23 protein-coding genes are annotated in these 21,792 nt (G+C 37.4%); 9 read left to right on the plus strand and 14 right to left on the minus strand.

Features of this window, described 5'->3' with window-relative positions:
* Positions 1-60: 60 nt before the first annotated feature.
* On the minus strand, positions 61-1,179 hold the full coding sequence (locus tag ACFX4G_RS13505) for an AbrB family transcriptional regulator (RefSeq protein WP_097824253.1): 1,119 nt from the start codon (positions 1,177-1,179) through the stop codon (positions 61-63).
* Between the two features lie 140 nt (positions 1,180-1,319).
* Here ACFX4G_RS13505 and ACFX4G_RS13510 point away from each other — a divergent pair, with 140 nt between their 5' ends.
* Complete coding sequence (locus ACFX4G_RS13510) at positions 1,320-2,192, plus strand: LysR family transcriptional regulator (RefSeq protein ID WP_013055563.1); 873 nt, start codon at positions 1,320-1,322, stop codon at positions 2,190-2,192.
* A gap of 357 nt (positions 2,193-2,549) precedes the next feature.
* On the opposite strand, the gene ACFX4G_RS13515 is transcribed toward ACFX4G_RS13510, so the two are convergent.
* From ACFX4G_RS13515 to pdxR, 9 genes are all read right to left on the minus strand, one after another.
* Positions 2,550-3,518 (minus strand): tripartite tricarboxylate transporter substrate binding protein, encoded by a 969-nt coding sequence (locus tag ACFX4G_RS13515; protein WP_043980258.1) that lies wholly within the window; start codon positions 3,516-3,518, stop codon positions 2,550-2,552.
* A gap of 24 nt (positions 3,519-3,542) precedes the next feature.
* Positions 3,543-4,214: a response regulator gene (locus ACFX4G_RS13520; RefSeq protein WP_013081881.1), complete on the minus strand. Its 672-nt coding sequence runs from the start codon at positions 4,212-4,214 to the stop codon at positions 3,543-3,545.
* A 27-nt stretch (positions 4,215-4,241) separates the two neighbouring features.
* On the minus strand, positions 4,242-5,831 hold the full coding sequence (locus tag ACFX4G_RS13525; RefSeq protein ID WP_377575261.1) for an ATP-binding protein: 1,590 nt from the start codon (positions 5,829-5,831) through the stop codon (positions 4,242-4,244).
* Between the two features lie 153 nt (positions 5,832-5,984).
* The gene (locus ACFX4G_RS13530; protein WP_028407583.1) at positions 5,985-7,289 is read right to left on the minus strand and encodes a CitMHS family transporter; all 1,305 of its coding nucleotides are present in this window, start codon (positions 7,287-7,289) and stop codon (positions 5,985-5,987) included.
* 328 nt (positions 7,290-7,617) lie between these two features.
* Positions 7,618-8,181, minus strand: a complete 564-nt coding sequence (locus ACFX4G_RS13535) for an ImmA/IrrE family metallo-endopeptidase (RefSeq protein WP_043980266.1) — start codon at positions 8,179-8,181, stop codon at positions 7,618-7,620.
* Between the two features lie 228 nt (positions 8,182-8,409).
* A complete protein-coding gene (locus ACFX4G_RS13540) occupies positions 8,410-8,916 on the minus strand; it encodes a CBO0543 family protein (protein ID WP_377575264.1) in 507 nt (168 codons plus the stop codon).
* Between the two features lie 360 nt (positions 8,917-9,276).
* The gene (locus ACFX4G_RS13545) at positions 9,277-9,909 is read right to left on the minus strand and encodes a fumarylacetoacetate hydrolase family protein (RefSeq protein ID WP_013081877.1); all 633 of its coding nucleotides are present in this window, start codon (positions 9,907-9,909) and stop codon (positions 9,277-9,279) included.
* A gap of 293 nt (positions 9,910-10,202) precedes the next feature.
* Positions 10,203-11,138, minus strand: coding sequence for a homocysteine S-methyltransferase (gene mmuM, locus ACFX4G_RS13550; RefSeq protein WP_377575267.1), 936 nt, complete (start codon positions 11,136-11,138; stop codon positions 10,203-10,205).
* Positions 11,139-11,272: 134 nt separating this feature from the next.
* Positions 11,273-12,670 carry a MocR-like pyridoxine biosynthesis transcription factor PdxR gene (pdxR, locus tag ACFX4G_RS13555; RefSeq protein WP_318331003.1) on the minus strand — a complete coding sequence of 466 codons (1,398 nt, stop codon included), beginning with the start codon at positions 12,668-12,670 and terminating at the stop codon, positions 11,273-11,275.
* Between the two features lie 111 nt (positions 12,671-12,781).
* Here pdxR and ACFX4G_RS13560 point away from each other — a divergent pair, with 111 nt between their 5' ends.
* Together ACFX4G_RS13560 and ACFX4G_RS13565 are read left to right on the plus strand one after the other, a co-directional pair.
* Positions 12,782-13,252: a GNAT family N-acetyltransferase gene (locus tag ACFX4G_RS13560; RefSeq protein ID WP_043980274.1), complete on the plus strand. Its 471-nt coding sequence runs from the start codon at positions 12,782-12,784 to the stop codon at positions 13,250-13,252.
* A 229-nt stretch (positions 13,253-13,481) separates the two neighbouring features.
* The gene (locus ACFX4G_RS13565) at positions 13,482-13,682 is read left to right on the plus strand and encodes a YolD-like family protein (RefSeq protein WP_074893948.1); all 201 of its coding nucleotides are present in this window, start codon (positions 13,482-13,484) and stop codon (positions 13,680-13,682) included.
* Between the two features lie 76 nt (positions 13,683-13,758).
* Here the strand turns inward: ACFX4G_RS13565 and ltaS are convergent, their stop codons facing one another.
* Complete coding sequence (gene ltaS, locus ACFX4G_RS13570) at positions 13,759-15,687, minus strand: lipoteichoic acid synthase (protein ID WP_377575271.1); 1,929 nt, start codon at positions 15,685-15,687, stop codon at positions 13,759-13,761.
* Between the two features lie 394 nt (positions 15,688-16,081).
* Here ltaS and ACFX4G_RS13575 point away from each other — a divergent pair, with 394 nt between their 5' ends.
* From ACFX4G_RS13575 to ACFX4G_RS13600, 6 genes are all read left to right on the plus strand, one after another.
* Entirely contained in the window at positions 16,082-16,264 is a 183-nt protein-coding gene (locus ACFX4G_RS13575) for a YolD-like family protein (protein ID WP_013081871.1), read from the plus strand.
* Between the two features lie 148 nt (positions 16,265-16,412).
* On the plus strand, positions 16,413-16,631 hold the full coding sequence (locus tag ACFX4G_RS13580) for a helix-turn-helix transcriptional regulator (protein ID WP_013055551.1): 219 nt from the start codon (positions 16,413-16,415) through the stop codon (positions 16,629-16,631).
* Positions 16,624-17,091, plus strand: a complete 468-nt coding sequence (locus ACFX4G_RS13585) for a DUF2178 domain-containing protein (RefSeq protein ID WP_377575274.1) — start codon at positions 16,624-16,626, stop codon at positions 17,089-17,091. The genes ACFX4G_RS13580 and ACFX4G_RS13585 overlap by 8 nt, the downstream gene beginning before the upstream one ends.
* A gap of 214 nt (positions 17,092-17,305) precedes the next feature.
* Entirely contained in the window at positions 17,306-17,692 is a 387-nt protein-coding gene (locus ACFX4G_RS13590; protein ID WP_013055549.1) for a hypothetical protein, read from the plus strand.
* A gap of 12 nt (positions 17,693-17,704) precedes the next feature.
* A complete protein-coding gene (locus ACFX4G_RS13595) occupies positions 17,705-18,628 on the plus strand; it encodes an FAD:protein FMN transferase (protein WP_063670599.1) in 924 nt (307 codons plus the stop codon).
* The gene (locus ACFX4G_RS13600) at positions 18,603-19,181 is read left to right on the plus strand and encodes a ferric reductase-like transmembrane domain-containing protein (protein ID WP_377575277.1); all 579 of its coding nucleotides are present in this window, start codon (positions 18,603-18,605) and stop codon (positions 19,179-19,181) included. The genes ACFX4G_RS13595 and ACFX4G_RS13600 overlap by 26 nt, the downstream gene beginning before the upstream one ends.
* A gap of 32 nt (positions 19,182-19,213) precedes the next feature.
* On the opposite strand, the gene gdh is transcribed toward ACFX4G_RS13600, so the two are convergent.
* From gdh to ACFX4G_RS13615, 3 genes are all read right to left on the minus strand, one after another.
* The gene (gdh, locus tag ACFX4G_RS13605) at positions 19,214-19,999 is read right to left on the minus strand and encodes a glucose 1-dehydrogenase (RefSeq protein WP_013055546.1); all 786 of its coding nucleotides are present in this window, start codon (positions 19,997-19,999) and stop codon (positions 19,214-19,216) included.
* A gap of 17 nt (positions 20,000-20,016) precedes the next feature.
* Positions 20,017-20,877 (minus strand): RhaT/GlcU family sugar-proton symporter, encoded by an 861-nt coding sequence (locus ACFX4G_RS13610; protein WP_028407570.1) that lies wholly within the window; start codon positions 20,875-20,877, stop codon positions 20,017-20,019.
* Positions 20,878-21,096: 219 nt separating this feature from the next.
* A complete protein-coding gene (locus tag ACFX4G_RS13615; protein WP_377575280.1) occupies positions 21,097-21,783 on the minus strand; it encodes a response regulator in 687 nt (228 codons plus the stop codon).
* Positions 21,784-21,792: the final 9 nt, after the last annotated feature.

The following is a 21,792-nucleotide window of genomic DNA, read 5'->3' on the forward strand; positions in this document are numbered from 1 at the left end:
CTCCCCCCATTTTTCTCTTTAAAACTCTCTATTACTTTGCCTAGTGCATTCACATATTTATTATGAAACGTGTGAATGTATTCTTTTTCTTTCTCCCCATTGATGAAACATGCGAAACAGCGGAGGAAGAAGCAGCCAAATGGTTAAAATTCGAAGCACTTGGACCGCTACTACCAACGTCGAATCGCCTTGCAGTACAATTGATGTTGTTGCCATTTCTGCAATGCCTCCAGGAGCAAACGCTAAAATAGACGTAATAAGCCCGATTCCAGTTATTTTGGAGACTGCTAGTGCACAAACAAACATAGCAGCGATCAAACCGATTGTATTAATAAGCGCAACAACTATAATTTTTCTCACGCCAATAAACATTTCTTTATGAAAGCGAGAACCAATGCTTGACGCGATAAAAATTTGCGATAAAATCATAACAGAATGAGGCCAGTATGCTTGAAGATTATATCCCACGTACGATGAAGCAGCTGTTTGAACAATCGCAACAGTAAGCATTCCCCCTACTAACCAAGGAGCAGGAAATTTTAGTTTTTTTCCTATATAATAGCCTACTACTGCTGTAACGATTAAAACGCCTGTCCATAGCAGTGATTCCCACCCAAAAATACTTGGAGTAGCTGCCACTGCATGCCGACCTGTATTACTTCCCCAATAGACCACAAATAAAGGAACAGCAAGCACAACTAAAAACACGCGCATCGTTTGAATAATGCTTACAATTGCCGTATTGGCCCCTACCTCTTCAGCCATGCCTGGCATTGCGCTCATTCCTCCAGGAGTCGTGCCGAAAAAGCTTGTTAATAAGTCTGTGGAACTGAACTTCCATAGCAAATAACCGGATAAAAGAGAAAAAACAACGGACAGCAAAAGCATGATCGTAATGGTGGACCAGTGAGATTGAAACGTAGTTAATACAGACAAGTTAATCTTCTGACCTAATTCAATCCCTAAAATACACTGTCCTGCGTACAGCCAATATTTTGGAATACCTTTTTTGCTTGTTTGAGATAAAAAACGCGGCTTTCGGAAAGCTAGAATAGCAGCTAAAATGAGGGTCCCAAGCATCCAGCCAATGGATAAACCTGTTAACGATAAAAGAAATCCTCCTATGCTTGTTAATAAAATAAAAAATATAGATTGTAAAAAAATAATTCTTGCGTTCATATCTACTTCCTTCCTTCTACAAGGCTTTTCTTTCTTACACCGAACATTCCTCTTCTTAACTATAGTATAATTTTAGAGATAATTAAAATATCGAAATTTTATTATAAACCATTCATTTTTTTTATTCCTGGAGGGATAGTATGGACGATCGAGATTGGCTTATTCTACAAGTGTTGTATCGAGAAAAAAACATTACAAAAGCAGCCAAGGAACTGTTTATCTCTCAGCCTGCGCTTACGCATAGACTGCAGCAGATGGAGAAGGAATTTCATGTTCAGATTGTGAACAGAGGACGCCGCGGCGTTCAATTTACACCACAGGGGGAATATTTAGTGAAGTGCGCAGAAGAAATGCTGCTCACGCTTCAAAAAATAAAAGAAAATGTGTTAAACATGGATGATCAATTAACCGGTACTTTACGTCTAGGAGTGTCTAACTTTTTCACTGACTACAAGCTCCCTGGACTATTACGGCTATTTAAAGAGCGATTTCCTGACGTTGAATTCAAAGTCACTACCGGATGGAGCAGTGACATGGCCCACTTACTTTATAAGCACGATGTTCATATTGCGTTTGTAAAAGGTGATTATAACTGGCAGGATCAGAAAGAGCTGCTTTTTAAAGAAACGATTTGCATTGCGTCTGCACAGCCTGTTGATATAAACAACCTTCCCAATATACCTCGAATTGATTATCACCAAGATCGTTTTTTAAAAACATCTGTTGATAACTGGTGGGCTGAAAATTACTCTCAGCCTCCCCTTGTCAGTATTGAAGTGGATAAAGCAGAAACATGCAAAAAGATGGTTGTAAACGGACTCGGTTATGCGATTTTGCCGAGTATGCTGCTTGATGACGCAGCAGAGATTTACAGATACACGTTAAAAACAAAAGACCAGCAGCCTTTAACGCGCAGTACATGGATGTTTTATCATGAGGATTCATTAAAGATTAACATCGTAAAAGCTTTTATTGAGTTCATTCAAAACTTGGATTTAAAAGATGTACACTGATAGAAAGAGGTTGAGACATACCGAAATGAATTCAATCTAAAGACGAACAAATGGGATGTATGAGCTGAACTGCTTTTGACCCTGCAGTTGATTTCCGTGCAAGACTTCTCTTTCCGCGGGCGGCCGGTGTGAGCCTCCTCGTCGCTTACTCTCCTGTGGGGTCTCATCTGTTCTGTTCCGCTCCGCTTCTCCAGCAGGAGTCTTCGTCTTGCCCTCCAATCAACTGCTAGAAGGAACAAAACAGATGAAACTATGCTCACCAAAACAAAAAAATGAACCACGAATCAAAAACCTTGATCAATGGTTCGTTTTTCACTCCGTCTAAAATCCTTTTATCCCAACCTCTTTCTATTGTATTTATTCATCATTTGTTCCGCCCATTAAGTCAGAATACAGCTTGCTTTGCTGTTCAAGAAAGACTTTAGCACCGCTGCTATTTTTATAAAAAGAGGTTAAATCGTTATCTTTAAGCAGCTGTTCCCATTCTTTTGTATGAACCATTTCATACACTGTCTTATTCCAATATGCTACCTGCTCTTTGGTCATATTAGGCGGTCCCATTAGACCTCTCCAATGGCTAAATGTTACGTCAATTCCCGCTTCTTTCCACGTTGGGATCTCTTTTAACTCTTCTAGCCTGCTGGGAGAAGAAACGGCGAGTATTCTTACCTGCCCTTGTTCATACTGCTTTTTTACTTCTGATAATGACATAGGTGCTACATCTAGCTGGTGATGAACGAGCGCATCGATCACTTTATGACTGCTGTTGTAAACGAAGAACTCAAGCTTGGAAGAGTCTACGCCTGCTTTTTTATTTAGCTGCATGAACGATAAATGATCGTCGTTTCCTAAGCGAGGTGATATTCCCACTTTCATGCTGGATTCACTTTGATTTAACGTGCGTATGAGCTGTTTTAAATTATATATAGGAGAGTTAGCCGGGACTACGATGACCTCCCATTCAGATGTTAAAATAGCGAGCGGAGTAAAGTCTTTATAGGTTAATTGACTTTGCCCTAGCAAATTATTTGTAATCAGTAAGCTGGAATTTCCGGAAACAATATTCCCTTCTTTTCTCTGTTTAATATATTTCCATCCTTCTTCACCTTGCCCACCTATTTTATTACTAACAGAAACGGGTACCTTCACAATCTTCTTTTCCGTTAGCACCTGTTGAATGGCTCTTACTGTTGCATCTGCTCCTCCGCCTTTTGCACCGGCTGCCACAATTTCAATTTCCCCCATATCAATATGGTCTTTTTTAGAGGGAGAAGAACAGCTAACAAGCAATACACTTATAAACACTATCATGAGCTTTTTGATCATATATACCATCCTTCAAGGCTAATGCTACGCTAAATAGTACTTGCGCTCTGGCCGTCCAATAATCCCATAATCATATTCAACGTGACATTCACCAGTTGATACTAGATACTCTAAATATCGTCTAGCTGTCGTTCTAGATACTCCCATGTGTTGCCCCATCTCTTCGATCGTAATTCCTTTGATGCTTTTTAAAATATCTTTTGACTTTTGTAATGTGATACCATCAATACCTGAAGGAAGAGATTTATCCGCTTTTGGCTTTGTTCTGACATGTCCAAAGTACGCATCAATAAATGATTGATCAACTTCTTCATGCGTACTAAACAGTTCCTTTTTCTCTTGATACTGTTTAATAGCATTAATGAAGGATTCCATCATAACCGGCTTAATCAAATAATTAACGACCCCGTTTCTCAAACAGATTTCTACAATGTTTTTTTCGGTAGCAGCCGTTACCACGATAACGTCAACGTGTGGAAACTGCGCTCTGATTTTTGGCAGTAAATCTGTTCCCATTTCATCTGGCATATAGATGTCTAAAAGAAGTAAATCAACTTTCTTCTCCTTTAGCATTTCAAGCGTCTCTTTTGCATTCAACGCTTTACCTACAACTTCCACACCATCTACTTCTAATAAAAATCGCTCTTGAACTTGAGCAATTCGAAAATCGTCTTCTGCAATTGCGACTCTTAACATTTCAACTCTCCCCTTACTTCTCATGATTCAGTTTTTTGGAAGGTAAACTGAAAAAATGGCTCCTCCTTTTGGCTGATTATACACTTCAATAGATCCTCCAAGCTCATCTACCATTTTCTTTATATTTGCCAGTCCGTATCCTCTGTCTGTACCTTTGGTTGAAAAACCTTTTGTGAAAATTTGATTTAGTACTTCTTCTGATATACCAGGTCCGTTATCCATCACTTCAATAATTAAATCATGACCAATATCGGTAATAAAAAACGACACTTCTTTTTCAGACTGCTGACTCACCGCTTCAAATGCATTATCAATTAAATTCCCAATAATGATAATGAGATGAGAAATTTCAATATGTTCTGGGAGCGTATCGAGTGTACTCTCCGAATCAACCGAAAAGTGAATTTTCTTTTCAGATGCTTTTCCAATCTTCCCAAGCAATATTGCTTGGACTTTAGAATCTAGTATCTGATCAAATAGAATACGGTTTTGTGTTTGGTGTACGGCTGATTCTTTTTGAATAAACTCAAATGCATCTTTGTACTGCCCTAACTGCAGCAAACCCGACAACACATACAGCTTATTCGTAAACTCATGCGTTTGAGCTCGTAAATCCTCTGAATACTTTCGTACTTCTGAAATCGTATTGATTAAACTTTTTAATTCTGTCTTATCACGAAAACTAGCGACCACTCCTACAATTCGCTGATGTTCAATAATAGGTGTTAAGTTTAAGATAAACGTTTTTTCATTTAGAAAAATCTCTTGGTCGCTTCGGGCTATTCCCGTATCTAGCACTTCAATCATATTCGTATAAGGAAACACTTCAATGATATGATGATGTAAATATTCCGTCTGCAGTCCTAGCATATTTTTAGCTGATGTATTCATCATCGTAATAAAGCCTTGATGATCAATAGCAATAATTCCTTCTTTTATCGAAAGTAAAATCGCATTTCGTTCACGGTATAAAGAAGCGATTTCATGGGGCTCAAGACCGAGAGTATCTTTTTTAATACTTTTAGCTAAAAAAATACCCCCGATCATACCAAGCAATAAAACAGCTAGTGAAAATAGGATAATTTGCTGAATGCGCGTAATGAGCTGAGCATGAACATGAGACTTTAAAAACTCAACCGTCACTACTCCCACGACCTCCGTATACTTTCCGTGACTGATGACAATAGGCGCTTTCCCCATAATTGCAGGACCTGTGGTTCCCTCTCCGTCAAGCGTATAATATCCGCCGAATAATAGTGCTCTATCGTTAACCGCCTCTTTGTCTTTCTTTCCTATCCATTTTTGATTAGCATGAGAATAGATGATTTGCTCACGGTTTTGAACTACAATACTTGCTGCTCCGATTTGTTCCCTCACTTGCTCGGCAAGCGGCTGAATGTAGCGACTCGGCTGTTTTTTTTGAAAAGCAGCTTTGACTTCCGGCATAAATGATATTGATTTGGCTGCTTGAAGAGCCAGCTGCTCGGCTTGCCTTTTAGATTCTACAAACTGCATGTAAGAGAAAATACTCGCTAAAAGAACAATAACAGTTATGATTAATGCTGCGGATAAACCTACGATTTTTGTTTGCAGCGATACTTGAAACCATTTTTTCATTTCATCGCACCTTTAGCCTTTACCTTATAGTTCTATTCCTCTTTTATTTTATCAAAATTTTTTGTATATCCGCTCCTTATTCCAAAAGCTTTTTAGACAAAAAAACTTATCAATCCCAAAAGCGGAATTGATAAGTTTTTAGGTTCATGATCTTTACAGCGTAATAACTCCTGTAATAATAGCTACTAAAAGCATCACCATCGCTGTTCCAATCGTCCACTTTAAAGTAAAGCGCTGGAATTCACCAAGCTCGACTTTTGCCATACCGACCAATAGATACGTAGAAGCAACTAAAGGACTTAGTAAGTGAACAGGTTGACCAATCAATGAAGCACGGCCAATTTCTGCAGCATCAATACCGTATGCTGAAGCTGCTTGAGCAATAATTGGTAAAATTCCATAGTAGTAAGCATCATTTGACATAAAGAACGTAAATGGCATACTTGTGATGGCTGTAATCACAGACATGTAAGGCCCTAACGCATCTGGAATTAATCCTACTAAACTATTACCCATTGCATCTACCATTTTTGTACCTGATAAAATGCCTGTGAATACGCCTGCTGCGAATACAAGAGATACAACAGCAAGTACATTACCGGCATGTGCTGTGATACGCTCTTTTTGAACTTCTAAATTTGGATAGTTAATCATGATAGCGATTGCAAATCCAATCATAAACAGAATTTGAAGCGGCATAACTGCTGTGATAAGTCCTACTAATAAGAGAGCTGTTAAAGCAAAGTTTACCCATAAAAGCTTCGGACGCTTGTACTCGATTCCTTCAGCAGCGGCTGCTTCTGCAAAAGCTACTTGGGCATTTGTAACGTCTTGAATATCAATAACACCTAAGCGCTGGCGCTCTTTTTTCCCGAAATAGTAAGCCGTAAATAATAACCAAACAGCTCCACCAATCATGGCTGGAATCAGTGGTGTGAACACCTGTGAAGCATCTAACTTCAATGCGCTCATCACACGAGCAGTAGGTCCGCCCCAAGGCGTTAAGTTCATAACTCCACTACCCATAATAGCGATACAGGCTAAAATCATAGGCTTCATGTTTAGCTTTTTATAAAGCGGAAGCATCGCTGAGAGCGTAATCATATATGTTGTTGTTCCGTCTCCGTCTAATGAGATAATAAGAACTAAAATAGCTGTACCAATTGTGATTTTTAGTGGATCACCTTTTACGATTTTTAAAATTCTTCCTACAACTGGATCAAACAAACCAGCATCAATCATAATCCCAAAATATAAAATAGCAAACATTAACATAACGCCTGTAGGTGCTAATTCTTTTACACCATTTAAAGCCATTTCTCCAATATCACTTGTGAATCCCCCTATGATTGCAAACAATACTGGAATAACCATTAAAGCAATAAGCGGCGTTAATCGTTTTGTCATAATTAGAAACATAAATGTACAAACCATCAAAAACCCAAGAATAGCTAACATTATTACCCCTCCTATTTTTGAATCCGCTTTCATAACAGTGGAAGCGATTCGTTTGTATGTATGACTCGCATATGTATGCCAGTTCGTCTATACGATTACAACATCGCTTGTTCACTATTAAGTTGTACCTTAAAACTTTAAAATTTTCTGTTTTTTCTTAAAATAATCATAATTTACAGGAGGGTATAGTGTAAATAATTCGTACTATAAAAACTTTTAAAACTTTATGGGTAATTAAATCCTTTTTGTTCATTGGAAGAATAAAAGAAAGGAAGAGGAAAAAAGATAGGAAAATAAAAAACGGAGAGAGAGGAACTATTCTCGTGAATTATTCAATTTGAACTCTAAGAGAATAAGCTCCAGAATGAGGAGTTTTATTCCATTGAGTAAGAGACTCCTCTAAAAATGGAATGTTTTTCAACTTCTTTGTTTGGAACTTTTCTATTTTTGAATATTTCTCTAAAGCATACGTATTAGCAAACATTTCTTGCGTTCTATTTCCTTCTTTTAAAAGCGTTCCATTTGTCATACGATCCACATGATGGCCTAATTCATGCAGAATGATAAAAGCAAATTGATGAGGCTTTTTATTTTTTGTTGTATCGATAAAGACAATAGGACATTCCGTTACTGTATATTTAATATAGTCAATTTCAAACTGAAGTTTGCGCTTATCTTTTGGAAGGTTATCATTAAATTGGCCATAGTACACGCCTAGCACATCTTTCCCTTGCACTTTTACACTGCCTAAGCAATACACACCTTTTAGCCCATCCCAGTCTTTTTCGTCTGTTACATTAGCAATTTCCTGCAGGGCGGCTTTTTGCTTCGCACTCATGACTCCATGAAACGTTACGCCATGAATTTGGATTTTTTCACTACGCTTAAACATCTTCTTGCCTCCTTTGCTAAATTCCTTCTACAACATATTATTTAGCAATAAGTATATTCATTCACAATACATGGTTAAAAACATGAAGTTAATGTCAAGATTCCCGTTTTGATGTTTTTTAACCCTGCTTATATGCTGCTTCGTTTATTTTCTATTTTTACTATATTACATATGTAGCCATTAATAAAATATCATTTTTTTATGATTTATCATTACTTTTTTTTATTTCTATTTTTGTTTATCGATAATCTGAAGCCTCCGTATCATTTTTAAATTTAAAACCATTGCTATATAAAGAAAAGGATAGCAAAAAAACGAGTATAGCGTCTTCCATTCGTTATAATAAAACACTTCTGTTTGGGCAGAAATGTATTCAAACAGGGTTGTAAGAATTACCCACACTGTAATATATAAAGCTTTTTTAGCCAAACTCTTGCTCTGTGGATAAAAATTTAAAAACACACTATTCGTTGCAGGATAAACAAAAATAAAAATTAAAAGATATTCAAAATCTACTCCTTTTGTGAAGAATCCATAAAGATCATATTTAACATCAAGATATATATCTGCTACCGATCCTAAAAACATAACAAACAAAGAAGTTGTGTACATTTCTATCCAGCTGATACGTTTTGGCATAACTAGTACACTCAAAATAGAAATCACCGTTGTAAGGATTAAGAGCACCATGCTGAGGACCTCGTTTTCTATAGGAGATAGAAACAGCTTTCCCATTGGATATTAAATTCATTCTGAAGGCTAAAAAATTAAGACTTCGCAGAAAAAGAGATTGAGGCATAACGAAAGCAAGCCAAACTAAATACGAACAAATAGGATAAATGATTTGGACTGCGTGGTACACCGCTGTTGATTTTCGTGCAAAACTTCACTTACCCTTCTGCGGGGTCTCAGCCACTCCACTTTCCTCCCGGAGTCTTCGCCTTACCCTCTAATCAACAGCTAGAAGCAAATATATACAATCTACGTTCACCATCACAATAAAAGATCCGAACGAGTTGGATTCTCTATCAAGAATCTCAATTCATCGTTCGGATCTTCCTTCAACTAAACTACTTTTGTTTCAGCTTCTTTTTGTTAACGAAAGGAAATGATGCAAGAACCAAGCTCTTGCTGTCCCCATTTAAGTGAAAGCTCATCATGATGAGTAAGCGGACCTACTCCCTCAGGTGTCCCTGTAAAAATAAGATCTCCTTTATCAAGACCAAAATGTTTTCCTGTAAAATCAATAATCGTTTGTAAGTCAAAAATCAAATCTTTAATATTCCCCAGCTGCACGCGTTCATTGTTTTTCACTAACGAAAAGTCTTTCTTCTTAGATGCTTCTACTCCTTCAAATGGAATAAAGTTTCCCACGACTGCTGAACGTTTGAACCCTTTTGCAAGCAGCCAAGGGTGCTTTTTTTGTTTTAATTCGCTCTGCACGTCTCGAAGGGTCAAGTCTAATCCAATCGTCATCTCGTCAACAAGTTCATCTACTGTTATGCCCTCTTTGTAAGATTGTCCAATATGAAGAATCAGTTCAGTTTCAAAGTGCACCTCTCCTTGGTCGCTAGGAAGAGTGATTGATTGTCCAGCTGCTTCAACGAGAGCGTGAGTAGGTTTGGAAAATAAAAAAGGTGATGTTGGAATATCATTATGTAATTCTTTTGCATGCAGTGCGTAGTTCCGCCCTACACAATAAATATTTTTAATATCTTTCACTTTCATCATCCCTTCTTTCGTTCAAATAAAGATTTTTCAACTTGTATTCTTTTATTTTACAAGAAAAAAAGATTGGGACATAATAAAATGAATCTAATCTAAAGACAGAAAATGGGGATAAATGAGCTGAACTGCTTATGACACCTTTGTTGATTTCCGTGTAACAGCTAGAAGGACCTGCCCACACGAAACCTACGTTCACCATGACCATAAAAAACACGAACGATCTATTTTTGATAGATCGTTCGTGTTTAACGTTAGCGAAACAACTTTTCTCACATTCTCTTTCTTTTAATCCGTTATTTTCTAGCCCATTTTGTAATGCCTTTGATATCATCTGGAGTTGTACGACAGCACCCTCCGATTAACTGAGCACCTGCTTCATACCAGCTGTGAGCGCTGCAGCCATACGTTTCGCCTGCAGATATCCCGTTCCATGTTTTAGATTCAGCATCATAATGCTCCCCTGAATTTGGATACACAATGACTGGCTTACCCGTTTGAGATTTAATTTCTTTAATAAGTGAAGAAATATATTGAGGCGGCGTACAGTTAACTCCAAGAGCCGCTACTTGCTCATAGGAATCCAGATAGCGTGCACACTCCGAGATTAATGTTCCGCTGCTAATGTGCAGGTCATCTTTTGCGCTGAACGTAATCCATGCGTACGCTCCTTCAAACTCTTCTAGCAGCCTCGCAATGGCTCTTGCTTCCATTACATTAGGAATAGTTTCACAAGCTAATACGTCTGCTCCTGCTTCAATTAATGCTTTCATACGAGGACGATGAAATTCCATTAACTCTTCTTCTGTTACGTCATACTGTCCAGTATATTCCGATCCGTTTGCTAAAAATGCTCCGTAAGGCCCTACCGAAGCGGCGACAATTGGTTTTGGGCGATTAAGACGATTCTCTTCTTGCTGCCAAAATTCATCTCTTGCTTCAGCCGCAATTTTTACAGATGCTTGAATTAACTCGCGAGCCTCTGCTTCACTCAAACCACGTTTAGAAAAACCTTCAAATGTGCTTTGATAACTTGCTGTAATCGCACAGTCAGCTCCTGCTGAAAAGTAATCTTGATGCACTCTCTTAATCAATTCTGGCTGCTCCATCAGCACTTTAGCAGACCATAAGCTGTCGTTTAGATCACAGCCATATCTCTCCAGTTCAGTTGCCATTGCACCATCTAGTACAATCACAGGAAATGTATGTAAAATTTGTTGGATAGGATTCATTGTTTAATCTAGGGTTGTCCACTAGCAGTTAGCTTCGATTACCCTATCCTCCTTTCAGATAATTTAAAATATATGCAAAAAAGTCTAAAGGACTAGGCAACTTTTGTCAAGAAACCGAAAAAACGAGCATGGATTTATAACCAAGCTTTTTTTAATCGTTTTATTCCTTCTTCTATTTCTTCTCTCCCCAAACTTCCGAAGCCTAACAAAACATGAGGCTTTTGTTTAGGTACTTCCGTAAGCAAATAACGAGAGGTACCGTAGACAGAGACATCTTGCTTTCGAGCTGCGTTAATTAATTGCTGTTCGTTCATATCGTTGTGCACGCGTATAAGTATATGCAAACCTGCAGATTCTCCTGACAACGTGATGTTTTTGTTAAACTCCTTCTGTAAAGCTGCTAAAAGAGTACTGTGTTTCAGTTGATAAGCAGTTCTTACTCTTCTTAAATGCTTACTCCACTCTCCATTTTTCATCATCAGCCCGAGCGTCCGCTGATGGAGAGTTGGAACAGCTTGCTCGTATAAAGAGAAGCGTTCATGATATTCCTTTAGAAGAACTTCAGGTAATACAAGGTAGCTGATTCTTAAAGAAGGCATAAAAGATTTTGAAAATGTACCTGTATAAATGACGCGCCCCTCAGTGTCTAAGCTTTGCAATGAAGGGATGGGAGAGCCTTTATAACGAAATTCTCCGTCATAATCATCTTCAATAATAAATCCGTTGCGATCATTCGCCCATTTAAGAAGCTCTATTCTTCTTGAAACAGGCATGATCATTCCGTATGGAAACTGATGAGATGGTGTGACATAAACAGCTCGTGCTAGGCTATCATAAAGCTCTTGGATGTTTATCCCTTTGTTATTAAGCGACACGGGTTTTAAGGAAAATCCATGCTGCTTAAATACAAAGCTAGCCCCGTCATAACAAGGGTTTTCAAAGGCAATGTCCCAGATGCTTGGTTTTAGCATCTGCGCTAGTAAACTGAGTGATTGCTGCGTACCTGCTCCAATAATAATTTGATGTTTTGAACAAACCACTCCTCTTGATTGATAAAGGTACGTCGCAATTTCTTCTCGTAGTGATTCTTCTCCTTGACTTTCTTGGTAAGTAAACAGAGATTCTCTATAAGTTTGAAGACTTTCATTGTATCGTTTTTTCCACTCATCCAAGGGAAACAAACGGTTATCAACTTTTCCATACCGAAAATCATAGGTACACGACTTTGTTTCTGAGTGAGGATGTAAAAATACAGTCGGCTTTCTATCTGTTTGCAGTAAATCAAACTGTGTATTCGTTACGTACAGTCCACTTTTGGGCCTGCTTTCTACATACCCTTCAGCTAAAAGCTGCTGATAGGCCATATCTACAGTATTTCGACTTACGTTTAAGTAATCAGCAAAAGACCGGATAGAAGGCAGTTTGTCATTCACTTCTACCCTGCTGGATACAATTTCTTTTTTTATATATTCATATAGCTGGTGATACAAAGGCATATCATCTTTGCGGTTTAATAAAGGTGTGAACTTCACGCTAGCTCCTTTCATCTGTCCCTATTTTATTTTTCAAATCTGGCTCTTTTAGAGGGGATACATTTCTTTTACTATAAGTGTAGATCATCTGATTAAAAAGGAGAAGATTTAATGACTACTATTACAATTCGTCAAGCTAATGCCGCTGACATGGAAGCACTTATTTCATTAATGAACGAATACATTGTTGATTTTTACAAGCGCCCTCAGCCTACCAAAAAGCAGCTGAGAAATTTAATTAATCACTTATTTCAGCATCCGGATGCTGGCGTTCAGTTTATCGCGACTCAAAATGACGAAGCAGTAGGTTTTTCGACGCTTTATTTTACATTTAGCACCACGCGTGTAAAGCCTGTAGCGATTTTAAATGACTTGTACGTTACTGAAAAAGCAAGAGGACAAAAAATTGGAGAAAAGTTATTTTCGACTAGTCACCAGTATACAAAAGAACATCAGTATGCAACTATGTCTTGGGAAACGGCTTATGATAACACAAGAGCCCAAATGCTTTACAGAAAAATGGGCGGAAATGTAACAAACGATGAATGGATTCACTACGACATTTCAAACGATATTTTATAATATTCTTCCATCCATAAAGTTTTAACACGTTCTTAACACTCCTTTCATAAATGTGTTTTATGATGAATACGACAAATAAATTAGTTTCTGTATGTATTTGTCACATTCTCTGTTAAAGTTTTCACAAAGTGTTCAAACTTTAAGTGAAAACGCTTTCTATTTTTGTGTATAATAAAAATATGCAAATGAAAATGAATGTTACAGCTCGTTAATCATAAACATTTTAAATATGGAAGGAGTTTTGAAGATGATTTTAAAAGCATTAAGAAAAAACGGGGCCGTTACAATTAACTATTATAAAAACGGTTTGCTTCAAACGTTTAAAGGAAAAGTACAGCGCCTAGATTTAACGGACCAAACGCTTTCATTAAAAGATGAACAGCAAAATACTTTCTCTATTCGCTTATCGGGAATTAAAGAAATTTATTGATGAATAGTTTACAGTAAAAAAGAACATGATGTTCATTCTGCTTTGCAGAAGTCATCATGTTCTTTTGATTTTAGCTTTATTTAGCTGATGTTTCTGTTTCTTCTTTCCCGTACATATATTTTGAAGGGTCGACTGTTTGAAAATCCTTCAGCTTGTGGAAACGAAGCAAGTCTCCATAAAGCACTTGATCAGATAACTCCAGTTCTTTTGCTACCTTCTGTTTATAAGCTTTCATTTGATTATTTTCTTTAAGGGCTTGGCCCGTCTTAGAATCATAATACGTTCCATCCACTAATGTATATTTAGGAGATACGTAGTTGCCATTGCGGAATGCCACTACATCATCATGATCCTTAGAAAATAAATCTGTGCCAAATTGGATAAACTCTTTGCTGTCAATCCCTACTAAATGAAGAAGAGTTGGCACAACGTCAATTTCTCCACCGTACGTATGATTAACTCCGCCTTTCACTCCAGGAACGTGAATGAATAGAGGTACACGCTGCAGCTGAGCATTTTCATAAGGGGTAATTTCTTTTCCCATTACTTTTTCCATTGCCGCATTATGATTTTCAGAAATACCGTAGTGATCTCCATAAATCATAATCACAGAATTATCATAAAGCCCAGAAGCTTTCAGTTCTTGGAAGAAAGATTGCAATGATTCGTCTAAATAACGAGCCGTTTGGAAATAACGGTCAACTGTTGCATCGCCCGTGTTAGCCGGCTGTATGCTTGCCTCATTGTTTCCAAGTAAAAATGGAAAGTGATTTGTTAACGTAATTAAATGCGCATAGAACGGCTGCGGTAAAGACTGCAGCATTGGAACAGATTCTTTAAAGAACGGTTTGTCTTTTAAACCATAATTAATTTTATTTTCACCCGTCATATTGTAATAACTTGCATCAAAGAACTTATCCACACCGAACTGCTTGTAAATTTCGTTACGGTTCCAAAACGTCTTATAGTCTCCGTGCAGCACAGCGCTCGTATAGCCAGCTTTTTGATCCAAAATAGCTGGTGCTGCCTGATACGTATTGCTTCCTTTCAGTACAAAGGCAGAACCTTGAGGAAGGCCGTATAGAGAGTTGTCCATCATCAGCTCAGCATCTGATGTTTTTCCTTGTCCCGTTTGATGAAAGAAGTTATCAAAATACGTAAAGTCATTTCCATGGGCCAACGAATTTAAGAAAGGTGTCACTTCCTGGCCATTTAATTTGTAATCAATTAAAAAAGACTGAAATGATTCCAAATGAATTTTAATAATATTTTTCCCTTTAGCTTTTCCAAAATAAACGGAATTAGGCTCCGCATAATGACTGTTTTTAAAATTAACGACGTTTGTTAAATCATTGCTGCTTGCAAAAGCTCGCTGTTTAGAGTTTTGAGCAGTCTGAACACCGTCATACATCGTATAATTATAGGCGCCTAAATACTTCACTAGATAATTGCGGTCAAAAGTTCGAGATAGAAGCTGCGGGCGATCAATTTCTGCTAATGTTAAATTTACAGAAAAAACCATAAATCCTAAAGAAAGAATGGTTACAGCATTCTTAACCGATACTTTTTCATTATGCCAGTCAATTTTTTTACTAAAAAAGAAGAAAAAATAAATAATAAAATCAACAAAATAAAAAACATCATGTGCTTTTAATAAATCCATAATGCTTCCGCCCATACTTCCTGCATTACTTGTTTGCAACAGTGTAGGAAGCGTTACAAAATCGTTAAAAAAACGATAATAGAGAACGTTGCTGTATAACAGCAGCGTCATAATGAAACTGCCTGCAAGGATCCAAGCTCCTGCTTTCTTTCCTTTAAAAAATAAGCCGATTCCTAAAAAAATCAGCACTGAACTCACAGGGTTTATGAACAGCAGTATTTGCTGCATTACGCCGCTTACGCCTAAGTTAAATTCAGTTTTATAAGCCACGTACGACTTTATCCACATTAAAACAGCGGCTAATATGAAATAGTGCAGCGGCTTAGAAACGATTCGCTTCATTTTGATTTTCCTTTCTCGATTAGTTTATGAGTAGATTCACAAAGAACATATAGAAAACCTTTATCATTATACTCATAGAAAATGAAAATTAAATGAAATCCTAGCCTTCACAACTATAGATAGATTCTTTAAATTCATCTACTAGTTTACCTAATACCCACAAATAAATAAACTAAAATCACCTTTTTTTATCATAAAACCCCTTCTCCCCTCATATACTGTATTCTGTTGCAACACCCGTACTGCAAACTTGTGCATTTTTTCACAATTTATCTACAAACTATTCTCATCTTGCTGTATAATAATAATTCTGCCTTGAGCATTCTCCAAATTCCTATGCTTAAGCCACAGCTTTCTTTTCATAACAGATGCACACATGAAAGGAGATGAATAAATGATTTTAAAAGCGCTAAAGAAAAACAAACATGTAACCGTGAATTATTACGAAAATGGCCTGCTTCAAACCTTCAAAGGAAAAATCCAAAATTTAAACCTAACCGACCAAACCCTCTCCCTACGAGATGAAAAACAAAACATTTTTTCCATTCGTTTGTCTGGCATTAAAGAAATTTATTAACAAAAAAGATCCTGAAGAATTCTTCTAGGATCTTTTTTGTATTTTTTATCCATTACTTATTGAAAAATCATCCCATTGGTGTTAAATTAACTTTACATAATGTTAAATCAACTTAACAAATTTATTAAAAAGGCAGCGGGTGATCATATTGACTCTTATTAATCACGTAAAAGAGCTTAGAGCTAAACATGGATATACACAAGGAGATTTAGCTGAAAAAGTTGGAGCCACTCGCCAAACCATTGCAGCTATTGAAAAGGGAAATTACGTTCCCTCCCTACTACTTGGTTTAACAATTTGTGATGTCTTTCAATTAAAAATGGAAGATGTTTTTAGACTTCAAAAGGAGGAGAAAAATATTGAGTAATGTTATTAAATCTTATTTATTGAATGTAGTGTCTCTGTTATGCGTAGGGTGGTTTTTATATGATTTTTTAAGCCTAAATATTCAATTTAGTGAAGTTATGACCGACCCTGAACCCCCGTGGGAAATTACTATGTCTATAGGCTCTTTTGCTTCTTTAATTGTCCTTTTAATTGTCTCATTTTTTTACTACCGCGCGCGTAAAAAGACGAAGAACGTTTTGCCTTTATTATTTCCTTTTGAATTTGCAGAAGAAGATGAACGTGAAAAGATGATAACAGCAGAAGCTTGTAAAAAAGCCTTTGTTTTTCTCCTATTTTCTATTCCTATAGGTGCTATATTAATAGCTTTTTATCCGCTGTTGCCTAATTCTTTTAGCTTCTATCCCATTGCCGTTCTTTTGCTTCTTTCTCTTGTGCAGTTAACGGTTTATTACGTATCAATTAGTAAGATTTATCGCTGATTAAAAAAGGGTTGTTCTAAAAAGAACAACCCTTTTTTAATCTAATAATTCACTGAATTTCCTACAAAAATAATCCAACCTACATCTATTTCACTATTTTTTCATTTTTTCTGTCTATATTGAACTATAACAATTGAACGATGAATGTTACCTTCCACTGCAGTTTTTCTTCAGTGTTCAGTTGCAAAATATGAAAGATAAAAGGAGCATATCAATGGCAGCTAATAAATGGACAAAATGGATGGTTGGTTTATCGAGCGTTGCTGCATTTACCACTTTTGTAGGACTGTCTCAAAAATATGATCAAACAAATTCAACAGCTACAGCACTAAATAACGATACATCAGCCGATAATTCATCTCAAACTCAAACGGAAGATGAGACGGACCTATTTCCAGATTCAGGATCCGACTCCAATATGGACAATGGAACTAACGGGCAAGATCAATGGTCAAATGACAGTTCTAGTGAACAAAGTGGTCAATGGTCAGACGATGATTCAAGTAGCCAGCAAGATCAGTGGTCTAATGATGATTCCGGAAATAGTCAGGATAATTGGGGCAATAACGATGATTCTTCTATGCAGTCAAGACCTTCTTAAGGATGTGATGTAATGAGCTACTCATTTAAAGCAATGAATACTACATTTAACGTATACCAGCTTGAAACACCTGTCAGCCAAAAAGTGGAGAGCTGGTGTTATCTTGTAGAAGAAACGCTAAGCCGCTTTCTTCCAACAAGCGAGCTTTCACAGCTTAATTCGCTGAACGGAAGATTATTTTTACCGTCAAAAATGTTGTATGAAGCTGTAAAAACAGCCTCTTACTATTACAATGAGACAAACGGAATTTTCAACCCATTTCTGTATCATTCTATTCAAACTCTAGGATATGACCAAAGTTTTGAACAACTGCCTAACAATCAGCTTCCTCAAGAAGTAGCAGCTTTTGATGCTGTTAACCCTATTATGATTCATAAAGGAATGAGAAGTATTCAGCTTGCTTCTAATGTCGGTCTGGATTTAGGCGGAATCGCAAAAGGTTGGAGCATTCAGCAAATGGCGAATCAATTAAAGAAAAAAGGAACTTCACTTGGGGCAATCGATGGAGGCGGTGATATTGTAACGTGGGGGCCTGCTAGCAAGCACTGGTCTATCGCGCTCTCTCATCCATTTGATTTATCAAAAAATCTCATGAGCATTAAAGTAAAGAGCAACAGTGGCATTGCCACAAGCAGTGTGGGCAGGCGATTGTGGAAAGTAAACGGACACACTCACCATCATATTATTGACGGCAGAATCAGCAAGCCTAGTTCATCAGAGCTTCTGCAAGCAACGGTTGTTTCAGAAGACTTGACCGTTTCTGAAGTCTATGCAAAATGCATGCTTATTCTCGGATGGGACGCCGGATTAAGATTAGCTAAAATGCATCACCCTTCTTTAGAGGTAATTGCGGTTACAAAAGAAGGCAAGGTGTTAATCGAAAAAAATGCGAAAGGTCAGGTATACCACTATGGCTACTCTCCTCGCGCAATTTAGTGCCCACTTTCCCGTTTGGAATACCATTCGGGCAGCCGGCTTAACTTCTTATTTACTAATGTTTGTATCGGTTGCCGCTGGCATTTCTCACAGCTTTTCGTTTTTTAAACCAAAACGAAAAAAACAGTTCTTGCTGGTTCATCAATCATCAGGGTGGTTCGGGTTATTATTTGGCATGATTCACGGACTTGTTTTATCATTTGATCAATCGATTCACTTTCCACTTTCTGATATTTTAATTCCATTCACCTCCGATTACAAACCAATTAGCACAGATCTTGGTACTATTTCACTCTACATTTTATTCGTACTGATTATTACATCCGATTTTATAAAACAGCTGGGGAGAAAAACTTGGAAAGCCATTCATTTTCTTGCTTTTCCAGGCTATTTGCTCGCACTGTATCACGGCATTACTTCTGGAACAGATACACAGCAGCCGCTTATTCTTGGGATGTACAGCATCACTGGCTGCATCGTTTTGATTTTGCTTTTTTTACGAATTCAACACCAGTCAGCTCCTAAGAACCAAAAAAAAGCTCAGGAAAACTAAAAAACGCACTCTATTATAGAGTGCGTTTTTTCTTATCCTCGTCCTGCTTGGAATGATGGGTACTGTGTCATACCGCCGTCAGCAAAGAGCGTAATCCCTGTTACATAACTTGCCTCTGAAGAAGCTAGCCATGCAGCAACCGCTGCAATTTCTTCCGGCTCTCCAATGTATCCCATTGGAATCATGCTTTCTACATCTGCACGCTGCTCAGGATCAGCAAATTTCTCAGCGTTAATCGGTGTATTAATCGCTCCCGGTCCAATGTTATTTACACGAATACCTTTTGGAGCGTATTCTAATGCAAGTGTTTCGGTCATGAGCTTCATTCCGCCTTTACTTGCTGCGTAATGAACAAATAATGGCCAAGGAATTTTCTCGTGAACACTCGACATGTTAATAACTGTTCCCTTAATATCATTTTCCACAAAATATTTAATCGCTTCACGGCTGCCTAAAAATGCTCCCGTTAAGTTCGTATCAATTACTTTATTCCAATCGCTTAAAGACATTTCATGAGATGAAACCGGATTTTCCATTCCTGCGTTATTAATCATAACGTCTAACTTTCCAAATTCTTTAATAGCAGATTGAACTAAATTGATCACGTCAGACTCAACTGTTACGTCACCTTTAACCGCAATTGCCTCTCCGCCGACTTTTTTAATTTCTTCTAAAACGCTGTTAGCTTCTTCTTCTTTCGAACGATAATTCACAACTACTTTAGCTTTTTCTGTCGCAAAACGAATCGCCATTGCTTTTCCTAAACCGGTAGATGAACCTGTTATGACAACTACTTTTCCTTCTAAATCTTTATACATTGTTAATAACCTCCTAGTTAGCTTTTGGCGAGCCCTAACATGACTCCTGCTATGATGATCAGTATAATCCCGATAATAATCCCAACTAGCTGACGCTTCGTTTTCTTCTCACCCAAAATGATGATCCCGCCTAATGTTGAAATGACGATTCCCATTTGAGAAAGCGAAAAGCTTGTCGCTACGCCTACTTTAGGTTGTGAGATGAATAAAAACATATTACCAGCGGCCCAAATAAGACCTGGGATAATGTTGCGAATTGCATATTTATTAAATGGCTTATGCTTAAACGTCAGCAATACTCCTCCAATAACCATACCAATTGCTTGAGGTAATAAAGCCGACCATCCGTCTACATTAAATAGACGGGCTACTACAACATAAACTAAATAACCAACGGTTGAAATTAATAAAATAACAATTCCTTTTTTGAAGTTTCCTTTTCCTTCTTCAGCCTCTTTCTCTTCTTTGCTTTGAAGTGATGCTAAAACAATCCCTACAATAATAAAGATAAGAGCGAGCACACCAAGAATGATTGAAGTTTTTGTAGACCACTCGTGAAACACAATTACTCCAAATAATGAAGTGGAAACTAATTGAAGCCCAGTTGAAATAGGCATCGTTTTAGAAACTCCAATTAAATCAATACTTTTCAGCTGATTACTTTGTCCAACTGCCCAAAATAGCCCCGATACAACTCCAACCCCAAAGATTAAAGGTGTAAGCGTAGGGTGTACAAAAATATAAATACCGATGGAGAAAATCAAAGCTCCCAATGTGGTTCCAAGCGTTTGACTATAAGGTCCTCCGCCTAGTTTCACATTGAAAAGCACAATGCTTCCCCAAAATATGGCTGGTAAGACAGCTAAAAATATGTCCATGTTTCAAAACCTTCCTGTGCTAAAATTAAATGTCAAAGTGCATATTCCCCAATTTTTCCGCCATTAATCCTTTTTCAGGGACATTTTATGAATTAATGACCGCACGAAATATTCTTTGGATATCGAAAACTGTATACCTTAATTTGTTCTAGGAGAGAAAAAGATATACTTTCTAACGCAAAAAAACAGCTTTTCCAAATAAAAGCTGTTTTGTATCATTTAATTTATTTTTAACATATAGCGATTAATAGGTCTCCCTACTCTCCCGTATTCAACTGATAATTTCAGCTCGTTTTCCTGTTCTAAAAACTCTAAATACCTTCTTGCTGTAACACGCGCAATTCCTACGCCGTCCGCCACTTCTTCAGCAGAAATTGGATGATTTTGTTCGGAAAGATATTGTTGTATCCTCCTTAGCGTAACCGCATTTAGCCCTTTTGGAAGCAAATCGGCTTTTTCTTCAAATTGCTGAAACAGCATAGAATCTAATTCAGACTGAGTAATATGTTCTTTTTGACTTATTTTATCTTGAAACGAACGATACTGCTCAAGCGCTTGCTTCATTCGTTCAAACTTGAACGGTTTCATAATATAATCTACCGCGCCGTATTGAAGAACTTTCCGTACGGTTTCAATATCACTTGCAGCCGTAACTGCTATCACATCTGTTTTATAGCCATTTGCTCGAATTTGCTGTAAGGTAGTTAAGCCATCTTGACTAGGCATATACATATCAATAATCGTTAAATCAGGCTGATGCTGTTTAATGAGCTGTACCCCCTCTAAACCATTCGAAGCTGCAGCGATAACGATGAATCCTTCAACTTGTTCAATAAATTGGCGGTTCACTTCTTGTACCATAGGATCGTCTTCTATGAGAAGCACCGTCCATTCTTTTTTGTTCATTTCCCACTC

It is taken from the genome of Priestia sp. YIM B13486 (assembly GCF_042787865.1).
Classification (GTDB): domain Bacteria; phylum Bacillota; class Bacilli; order Bacillales; family Bacillaceae_H; genus Priestia; species Priestia megaterium.

What these genes read in the sequence shown, in the direction of transcription:
- ACFX4G_RS13505 (WP_097824253.1), bottom strand. Translation starts at nt 1,179, where the DNA reads ATGAACGCAAGAATTATTTTTTTACAATCTATATTTTTTATTTTATTA.
- ACFX4G_RS13510 (WP_013055563.1), top strand. Translation starts at nt 1,320, where the DNA reads ATGGACGATCGAGATTGGCTTATTCTACAAGTGTTGTATCGAGAAAAA.
- ACFX4G_RS13515 (WP_043980258.1), bottom strand. Translation starts at nt 3,518, where the DNA reads ATGATCAAAAAGCTCATGATAGTGTTTATAAGTGTATTGCTTGTTAGC.
- ACFX4G_RS13520 (WP_013081881.1), bottom strand. Translation starts at nt 4,214, where the DNA reads ATGTTAAGAGTCGCAATTGCAGAAGACGATTTTCGAATTGCTCAAGTT.
- ACFX4G_RS13525 (WP_377575261.1), bottom strand. Translation starts at nt 5,831, where the DNA reads ATGAAAAAATGGTTTCAAGTATCGCTGCAAACAAAAATCGTAGGTTTA.
- ACFX4G_RS13530 (WP_028407583.1), bottom strand. Translation starts at nt 7,289, where the DNA reads ATGTTAGCTATTCTTGGGTTTTTGATGGTTTGTACATTTATGTTTCTA.
- ACFX4G_RS13535 (WP_043980266.1), bottom strand. Translation starts at nt 8,181, where the DNA reads ATGTTTAAGCGTAGTGAAAAAATCCAAATTCATGGCGTAACGTTTCAT.
- ACFX4G_RS13540 (WP_377575264.1), bottom strand. Translation starts at nt 8,916, where the DNA reads ATGGGAAAGCTGTTTCTATCTCCTATAGAAAACGAGGTCCTCAGCATG.
- ACFX4G_RS13545 (WP_013081877.1), bottom strand. Translation starts at nt 9,909, where the DNA reads ATGAAAGTGAAAGATATTAAAAATATTTATTGTGTAGGGCGGAACTAC.
- mmuM (WP_377575267.1), bottom strand. Translation starts at nt 11,138, where the DNA reads ATGAATCCTATCCAACAAATTTTACATACATTTCCTGTGATTGTACTA.
- ACFX4G_RS13560 (WP_043980274.1), top strand. Translation starts at nt 12,782, where the DNA reads ATGACTACTATTACAATTCGTCAAGCTAATGCCGCTGACATGGAAGCA.
- ACFX4G_RS13565 (WP_074893948.1), top strand. Translation starts at nt 13,482, where the DNA reads ATGGAAGGAGTTTTGAAGATGATTTTAAAAGCATTAAGAAAAAACGGG.
- ltaS (WP_377575271.1), bottom strand. Translation starts at nt 15,687, where the DNA reads ATGAAGCGAATCGTTTCTAAGCCGCTGCACTATTTCATATTAGCCGCT.
- ACFX4G_RS13575 (WP_013081871.1), top strand. Translation starts at nt 16,082, where the DNA reads ATGATTTTAAAAGCGCTAAAGAAAAACAAACATGTAACCGTGAATTAT.
- ACFX4G_RS13590 (WP_013055549.1), top strand. Translation starts at nt 17,306, where the DNA reads ATGGCAGCTAATAAATGGACAAAATGGATGGTTGGTTTATCGAGCGTT.
- ACFX4G_RS13595 (WP_063670599.1), top strand. Translation starts at nt 17,705, where the DNA reads ATGAGCTACTCATTTAAAGCAATGAATACTACATTTAACGTATACCAG.
- ACFX4G_RS13600 (WP_377575277.1), top strand. Translation starts at nt 18,603, where the DNA reads ATGGCTACTCTCCTCGCGCAATTTAGTGCCCACTTTCCCGTTTGGAAT.
- gdh (WP_013055546.1), bottom strand. Translation starts at nt 19,999, where the DNA reads ATGTATAAAGATTTAGAAGGAAAAGTAGTTGTCATAACAGGTTCATCT.
- ACFX4G_RS13610 (WP_028407570.1), bottom strand. Translation starts at nt 20,877, where the DNA reads ATGGACATATTTTTAGCTGTCTTACCAGCCATATTTTGGGGAAGCATT.
- ACFX4G_RS13615 (WP_377575280.1), bottom strand. Translation starts at nt 21,783, where the DNA reads ATGAACAAAAAAGAATGGACGGTGCTTCTCATAGAAGACGATCCTATG.